Raw genomic sequence first — 7,757 nt, 5'->3', positions numbered from 1 at the left:
GCAGGGCGGGGCCGGGACGCGCCCGGCGCGGCAGCCGGCCACGTAGTCGAGGGTGCTCGCCACGACCCGCTCGGAATAGGGCTTGGAGATCACGCCGAAGGCGCCCGCGAAGTCGTCGGGGATGCGCTTGGCGTTGGCGGTCATGAACACCACCGTCGTGCGCGGGTCGGCGCTGAGCGCGCGGGCGACGTCGACGCCGGTCGGCCCGTCGACGAGGTGGATGTCGACGAGCGCGATGTCGGGTGCGGTGGACTGCCCGAGCGCGATCGCCTCGGTCGAGCTGGCGGCGATGCCGACCGTGACGTAGCCGAGGTCGTCGAGCAGGAACTCGAGCTCGAGGGCGATCAGCGCCTCGTCCTCGACCACGAGGATGCGCAGGGCCGGGGCGCTCACGCGTCCTCCGCCAGGGGAATGTCGATCTCGACGACGGTGCCCGGCGCCCGATCGCGCCACGTGATCGTGCCGCGCAGCTGCCGCACCACCATCTCGACGAGGTTCCGGCCGAAGCCCGCCGGGTTCACCGGCCCCGCATCGAGGCCGACGCCGTCGTCCTCGATCGTAAGGTGCATGCCGGCGTCGGTGCGCTGCGCGGTGATGCCGATGCGGCCGCTCCGGTTCTCGGGAAAGGCGTGGCGGACGGCGTTGGTCGCCAGCTCGTGGATCATCAGGGCGAGCGGCGCGGCCATCGCGGCGGAGACGGCGATCGAGTCGATCCGCGCCTCGACCCGGGTCCGCTCCGCATCGAGCCCGGCGTTGAGATCGGACAGGAAGTCGTCGGTGAAGTCCGACAGGTTGAACTTGGTGACGTCGCCGGCCGAGTAGAGCATGCGGTGGGCGGTCGAGAGCGCGCCGATGCGCTCGGCCATGCTCGAGAGCGCATCGCGCGCCTCGCCCTCGGGCGTGCGCCGGGCCTTCAGCAGCATCAGCGACGAGATCACCTGGAGGTTGTTCTTGACCCGGTGATCGACCTCGTGGAGCAGGGCGGTCTTCTGCTCGAGGGCCGCCTGCAGGTCGGCGGTGCGCTGCCCGACCTGGCGCTCCAGCTCGTCGTTGGTGCCGCGCATCGCCTGCTCGACGGTGCGCTTGTCGGTCATGTCGGCCTGCGCGGCGAAGAAGAACGTCACCCGTCCATCGGCGTTTCGCACCGGGTTGACGGTCATGCTGTTCCAGAAGGCGGTGCCGTCCTTGCGGTAGTTCAGGAGCTCGCACTCGATCGGCTCGGCCGCCTCGAGCGCGGCGCGCAGGCGCGCGACCTCCGACGCGTCCGTGCCGGCGCCCTGCAGCATCCGGCAATTGCGCCCGAGAAGCTCGTCGCGGTCGTAGCCGGTCAGCTTCAGGAAGGCCTCGTTCACCCAGACGATCGGGTTGTTGTCGTGCGTCGCCCCCGTGAGCAGCATCGGCGTCGGGCTCGAATCGAACGCCCGCGCGAATGTCTCCGGAGCGAGCGGATAATCCGCCTGATCGCTGGTCTCCATCATCCTGTAACCGATCGGTACGCGAGGAGCCTCGAGGCAGGGATGGCCGCCGCGCCGGGCCAGCGCGGCAGACCGTTGCGAGCGGAACGGCTACGCTCGCATCATCCGAACAGGTACGCAGGGGCAAGGTTCCCGACCCGTCCCGTTTGTACCCAGGCAAATGTGCGATGTCGCGTTAAGCAGACATCGACCATGATCCGGCCGCCGCACCCCGCACGGATCGCCCCCGACGCGCGGGGCGGCGCAAGGCTGCCACGATTCTCACGGATCAAGGCGGAAGGGCGTCAAGGAGTTCCACCGCATGGCCATGGACACCGCACCCGACAAGCCCGCACGACGGCTGCGGGCCCGCGACCTCGTCGAGGATCGGCGCATCGTCCTGATGCTGGCGCTCGGCTTCTCCTCGGGGCTGCCGCTGCTCCTGGTGCTCGGGACGTTCACCCTGCGGCTCGCCTTCTCGGACATCAACGTCAAGGCGATCGGCCTGTTCAGCTACGTGGCGCTGCCGTACTCGCTGAAGTTCCTGTGGGCGCCGATGATCGACCGGATCGACGTTCCGGTGCTGAGCGCTCGTCTTGGGCGCCGCCGCGCCTGGATGGTGACGACGCAGGTCGCGGTGGCGCTCTGCCTGGTGCTGATGGCCTTCGCCGATCCGCAGACGAGCCTCGCGCTGCTCGGCCTCGGCGCCTTCCTCGTCGCCTTCTGCGCCGCAACCCAGGACGTGGTCGTCGACGGCTGGCGCATCGACGCCGCCGGCACCGACTTCCAGGGCATCCTCGCGGCGACCTCGAACCTCGGCTACCGCCTCGGCCTGATCACGGCGGGCGCCGGCGCGCTGTTCATCGCCTCCGACAAGGGCTGGACCTTCGCCTACCTGACGATGGCGGCCCTGATGCTCGTCGGCCTGATCGCGGCCCTGCTCGCGCCTGCCTTCGACACCCGGCGCCCCGAGCCGGCGGCCGCAGCCGCGCAGACGCCGAAGGCGACCGGAACGCGGCTGTTGTCGATCCGCCAGGCCGTGCTGGAGCCCCTGGTCGAGCTGCACGGCCGGATGGGGCAGGCCCTGTGGGGCGTGCTGGTGCTGGTGGCGCTCTACCGCATGCCGGATTTCGTCTCCGGCGTGATGGCGAGCCCGCTGTACCGGACGCTGGGCTTCGACCTGAAGGAGATCGCCACCGTTACCAAGCTCTACGGCATCTGGGTCGGCATCGCGGGCGGGTTCGCGGGCGGCTGGGCGATGGCGCGATTCGGGATGTTCCCGACGCTGCTGGCCGGCGCCTTCCTCGCCGCCGCCTCGCACCTCTCCTTCGCCTGGCTGTCGACCGGCGGGCCGGAGGTCTGGCGGCTGACGGTGGCGATCTCGATCGAGAACTTCTGCGGCTCCTTCGCCGGCATCGCGCTGATCGCCTACATGTCGAGCCTGACCACCCCCGGCTACGCGGCGACGCAGTACGCCCTGTTCTCCTCGCTCTACGCGCTGCCGGGCAAGCTCGTCGCGGGCACCGCCGGCTACATCGTCGCCGCCTTCGGCTACCCGACCTTCTTCGTCCTGACCTCTGCGGTCGGCATCCCGGTGGTGCTGCTCTGCCTCGCCGTCGGCAGAACGCCGAGCCGCAGGCCCGTGCCGGCCTCGGGCGACGCGGGGATGGCCGCCGCCGGCGGGCACGGGAACCCTCCCGGGCCCGTCCCGCTTCCTACCGGTTCGCCGGGCGTGCCCCTGAGAACCCAGGCTTGAGGAGGAATGCATGAGCGATATCGCGCTGACCGGTGAGGTCCTTCCGGCCGCCACCGAGTCCATCGAGCGTCCCTTGAGCGAGGCGGACCTCGCGGCATTGCGCCGGTCCGTCCGCGCCCTGGAGCAGCCGGGCCTCGCCGCCCGGCTCTCGGCCGCCGCCGGCGCTCCCCTCGACATGATCGGCCGGTCCCTGCCGGCCCCGGTGACCGAGGTCGTCGGGCGCTCGACCGAGGCGGCGATGCGCGGGGCGCTGCGCGTCGCGCTCAGGACCCTGCCGAAGGTCGCGGTCGCGCCGGCCGCCGGCACCGAGATCGAGAGCATCGCCGTCAAGCCGGAGGGACGCCTCGGCGCGCTGCTCGGCAGCCTGACCGGATCGAGCACCTTCAACCACAAGGCCATGGCCGCGCTGTCGGGGGCGTTCGGAGGCGCCTTCGGCCTCGCGACGCTGGCCGTCGAGCTGCCGGTCTCGACCACCCTGATGCTGCGCTCGATCGCCGAGATCGCGCGGGAGGAGGGCGAGGACCTCGACGACCCGGAGGGTGCGCTCGCCTGCGTCCAGGTCTTCGCGCTGGGCGGAAAGGGCGATGCGGCGGGCGCGGCCGAGGGCACCGGCCTGACCGAGAGCGGCTACTTCGCGGTGCGCGCAGCCCTCGCCAAGACGATGGCGGAGGCCGCCCGCTACGCCGGGAGCAAGACGCTGCTCGACCAGTCGGCGCCGGCGCTGATCCGCTTCACCGCGCAGATCGCGGCGCGCTTCGGCATCGTGGTCTCGCAGAAGGTCGCCGCGCAGGCGGTGCCGGTGCTGGGCGCGTTCGGCGGCGCGGCGGTCAACACCGCCTTCATGAGCCACTTCCAGTCGATGGCCCGCGCCCACTTCACCGTCCGGCGCCTGGAGCGCACCTACGGGCAGGCGACCGTGCGTACGGCCTACGAGGTGGAGAAGGCCGCGCTCGGCGTCGCATGACGGGCTGAACCGGCCTATCGTCCCCAGAGGATCGCGGGACAGAACGGAGACCGGCCCTGCTCGGCAACGGAGAGATGATCGGCCGGCTCGCGCTGGCGGCCCTGCTCGGCAGCGTGATCGGGCTCGAGCGCGAGCGCCTGCTCTGGGCGGCCGGCCTGCGCACGCACATGCTGGTCTGCGTCGGCTCGTGCCTGATCATGCTGGTCTCGATCTACGGCTTCGCCGACGCGCTGGGCGCCCGGAACGTCGTCCTCGACCCGTCGCGCGTCGCGGCGCAGGTGGTCTCCGGGATCGGCTTCCTCGGCGCGGGCACGATCCTGCTGCGCGGCGAGGTCGTGAAGGGGCTGACCACCGCCGCGAGCCTATGGGCGGTGGCGGCGATCGGGCTCGCCATCGGCGGCGGGCTCTACGTCCCGGCGGTGGCGACCACGACCTTCGTCGTCGCGATCCTCGCGGGCGTCAAGCCGCTGGAGGAGCGCTGGCGCGACCGGATGCAGACGCGGACCCTCCGCCTCGTCGCCAAGCGCGGGGCGCTGTCGATCGACACCCTGCACGCGGCGACCGGCGAACGGGCCTCGCGGGTGCGCCAGTTCGTGGCGCGCACCGCCGAGGACCCCGCCCTCGACGAGATCGAGGTCGCGTTCGTGCGCCTGTCGGCGACCAGCGTCGAGGCGATCGCCGAGACCCTGCGGGCGAACCCCGACGTCGTCAGCGTCGAGACGGCGCAGCGCTAGAGCACCCTCTTCACGCGAGCCGGGGGCCACCTCGCTCGAAGATGCTGCATCTTGTGAAGTTGCATTTTCTTCACGCGAGCCGGGAGCCGCCTCGCTCGAAAATGCTCGGAGCGCGCCGGACCCGAGGTCGCTCAGGCCTTCCTGAGCCCGAACCAGCCGGCGATGCCGGTCTTGGCCGCCGCAGGCTCGCCGTCCAGGAACATCCGGTAGGCCGGGTTCTCGGTCTCGTCGAAGCACGGGAAGCCGAGAGCTTCGACAGCCCGGTCGAAACGGCCTTTGGCGTCGGGGGGCACGGCGATGCCGGCGAGCACCCGGCCGTAATCGGCACCGTGGTTGCGGTAGTGGAACAGGGTGATGTTGAAGTCCTCGCCGAGCGCGTCCAGGAACTTCAGCAGCGCGCCCGGCCGCTCCGGGAACTGGAAGCGGTAGAGCCGCTCGTGCGCCAGGCCCGAGACGCGGCCGCCGACCATGTAGCGGACATGGACCTTGGCCATCTCGTTGTCGCTCATGTCGTGGACGTCGTAGCCCCCGGCGACGAGGCCCGCGACGAGGTCGCGCTTCTCGGGCCGGCCGCCGGGCAGGTTGATGCCGACGAAGATCCTGGCCTGCACGCCCGGCGCGTAGCGGTAGTTGAACTCGGTGATCGCGCGCGGGCCCAGGGCCCTTATGAAGGCCCGGTAGGCGCCGGGCTTCTCCGGGATGGTGACGCCGAGCAGGACCTCCCGCTCCTCGCCGAGCTCGGCCCGCTCGGCGATGTGGCGCAGGCGGTCGAAGTTGAGGTTCGCCCCGGAGGAGATCGCGACGAGCGTGCCGGCGCCGCCCTCGCGCTCGGCGTAGAGCTTGGCGCCGGCGAGCGCGAGCGCGCCGGACGGCTCGGACACCGCGCGGGTGTCGTCGAAGATGTCCTTCACCGCCGCGCACATCGCGTCGGTGTCGACGGTGATGACCTCGTCGAGGTGCTGGCGGCACAGCCGGAACGTCTCGGCCCCGGCCTGGCGGACGGCGACGCCGTCGGCGAACAGCCCGACGCTCGGCAGCAGCACGAGCTCGCCGGCCTTCAGGGCCTCGGCCATGCAGGCGGCGTCGTCCGGCTCCACGCCGATCACCTTGGTCTCCGGCCGCAGGTACTTGACGTAGGTCGCGATTCCCGCCGCGAGCCCGCCGCCGCCGACGGGCACGAAGATCGCCTCGATCGGGCCGGTATGCTGCTGCAGGATCTCCATGCCGATCGTGCCCTGGCCGGCGATCACGTCGGGATCGTCGAAGGGGTGGAGGAAGGTGAGGTCCTGCTCGGCCTCCAGGCGCCGCGCCTCGCTCAGCGCCTCGTCGAAGGCGTCGCCGTGCAGGATCACCTCGGCGCCTCGGGCGCGACAGGCGTCGACCTTGATCGCGGGCGTCGTGCGCGGCATCACGATGACCGCCCGCACCTGCAGGCGCGCGGCCGCCAAGGCCACGCCCTGCGCGTGGTTGCCGGCCGAGGCGCAGATCACGCCGCGGGCGAGCTGCTCGGGCGAGAGCCCCGACATCTTGTTGTAGGCGCCGCGCAGCTTGAACGAGAAGACCGGCTGCAGGTCCTCGCGCTTCAGAAGCACCGGCCGCCCGAGCCGGACGGTCAGGCGCGGCATCGGATCGAGCGGGCTCTCGATCGCCACGTCGTAGACCCGCGCGGTGAGGATCTTGCGGATGTAATCGGGTGCCGGTTCGGCCGGAGGACTTGCGGGTTTCACGGTGTCGGACATGCGGCCGGCAATAGCCGCTTGCCGCGCAAGATGCGAGCGCGCGCCCCCGCTCGGCCCCGCATGCCTGCCCGGCCCCGGATGCCGGAGACCGCCGGACGTGCGGCAGGGACGATGGTCCGCACCGCCGCCCGGGCGGGACGTCGGAGCGCGAAGGGCGTCGTGACGATCCGGACGCCGGCACCGGCGTTCCGCGAGCGTCCGAGCGACGGCGTCACGGTGAAGGCCCGCTCGGAAGTCCGCACGGTCCCGGCTCCGGAGCGACGATGGCGGGAACGCCGCGGCGTCAGAGCCGGTCGATCAGCGCGGCGACCCAGACCAGGGCGGCGATCGCCTGCGCCGAGAACGTCCCGGCCGAGGCGAGGTCCTTCACCGTGCCGATCCGCGGGTGGCGGCCGGGATGGAGGTGATCGCACAGCTTCTCGATCGCGGTGTTGAGGAACTCCGCGGCGAGCATCAGCAGGAGCGTCGCCATCAGCGCGACGCGGACCCAGAGGCTCGCGCCGAGCACGAGGGCCGCCGGCACGCCGACGACGAGCAGCACCAGCTCGAGCCGCACGGCGCGCTCGGTGCGGGCGCCGTGGACGAGGCCGCGCCAGGAATTCAGGAAGGCGAGCCAGAGCGCGTGCATTCACGCCGCCTCGTCCATTCACGCCGATTCCTGCGGCACCGCGCGGGCGATCCACTTGGCCAGCACCGGGCCGGTGATCAGGACCACGAACAGCCGGAGCGTCTGCACCGCGAGCACGAACGACACGTCGACCTTCGAGCCGACCGCAATGATCGCCACCGAGTCGAGGCCGCCGGGGCTGGTCGCGAGGAAGGCGGTGAGGAAGTCGATCGCGAGCAGGTGCGTCAGCCCGAGCGCCCAGCCGGCGCAGAGCAGGATCACGGCGAGCGTCGCGACGAGGATGCCGGGCAGCGCGTGCAGCGTCGCGCGCAGGGTCTCACGGGTGAAGCGCAGGCCGACGTACCAGCCGATCGTCGCGTAGGCGAGCTCGAGGATCGGCAGCGGCAGGGTGATGCTGGCGACGCCGGTCGCGTGAAGCGCCGCGCCGAGCAGCATCGGCCCGATCAGCGCGCCGGCGGGCAGGCGGAGCCACAGCGCGATGC

8 protein-coding genes are annotated in these 7,757 nt (G+C 71.8%); 3 read left to right on the top strand and 5 right to left on the bottom strand.

The annotated features are described in order from the left end of the window. Together FV223_RS15365 and FV223_RS15360 are read right to left on the bottom strand one after the other, a co-directional pair. A partial coding sequence (locus FV223_RS15365) for a response regulator (RefSeq protein WP_246689693.1) occupies positions 1-393 on the bottom strand: 393 nt, incomplete at its 3' end. Next, positions 390-1,478 carry a PAS domain-containing protein gene (locus FV223_RS15360; RefSeq protein WP_147727853.1) on the bottom strand — a complete coding sequence of 363 codons (1,089 nt, stop codon included), beginning with the start codon at positions 1,476-1,478 and terminating at the stop codon, positions 390-392. The genes FV223_RS15360 and FV223_RS15365, both read right to left, overlap by 4 nt. Before the next feature lie 298 nt (positions 1,479-1,776). Between FV223_RS15360 and FV223_RS15355 the strand changes: the two genes are divergently transcribed. The 3 genes from FV223_RS15355 to FV223_RS15345 all read left to right on the top strand — a co-directional run bounded on the left by FV223_RS15355 (position 1,777) and on the right by FV223_RS15345 (position 4,908). Then, the gene (locus FV223_RS15355; protein ID WP_147727852.1) at positions 1,777-3,210 is read left to right on the top strand and encodes an AmpG family muropeptide MFS transporter; all 1,434 of its coding nucleotides are present in this window, start codon (positions 1,777-1,779) and stop codon (positions 3,208-3,210) included. 10 nt (positions 3,211-3,220) lie between these two features. Then, positions 3,221-4,174, top strand: a complete 954-nt coding sequence (locus tag FV223_RS15350) for an EcsC family protein (RefSeq protein ID WP_147727851.1) — start codon at positions 3,221-3,223, stop codon at positions 4,172-4,174. Between the two features lie 74 nt (positions 4,175-4,248). Then, the gene (locus tag FV223_RS15345; protein WP_187274717.1) at positions 4,249-4,908 is read left to right on the top strand and encodes an MgtC/SapB family protein; all 660 of its coding nucleotides are present in this window, start codon (positions 4,249-4,251) and stop codon (positions 4,906-4,908) included. 131 nt (positions 4,909-5,039) lie between these two features. Here FV223_RS15345 and ilvA read toward each other — a convergent pair whose 3' ends face one another. The 3 genes from ilvA to FV223_RS15330 all read right to left on the bottom strand — a co-directional run. Further along, positions 5,040-6,647, bottom strand: coding sequence for a threonine ammonia-lyase, biosynthetic (gene ilvA, locus FV223_RS15340; RefSeq protein ID WP_147727849.1), 1,608 nt, complete (start codon positions 6,645-6,647; stop codon positions 5,040-5,042). 283 nt (positions 6,648-6,930) lie between these two features. Then, entirely contained in the window at positions 6,931-7,275 is a 345-nt protein-coding gene (locus tag FV223_RS15335; protein WP_147727848.1) for a diacylglycerol kinase, read from the bottom strand. An 18-nt stretch (positions 7,276-7,293) separates the two neighbouring features. Next, on the bottom strand, positions 7,294-7,757 hold a 464-nt coding region (locus tag FV223_RS15330; protein ID WP_147727847.1), incomplete at its 5' end, for an AbrB family transcriptional regulator.

The sequence above is a fragment of the Methylobacterium sp. WL116 genome (genome assembly GCF_008039455.1).
GTDB lineage: Bacteria > Pseudomonadota > Alphaproteobacteria > Rhizobiales > Beijerinckiaceae > Methylobacterium.
This window is presented reverse-complemented; position numbering and strand designations above follow the sequence as displayed.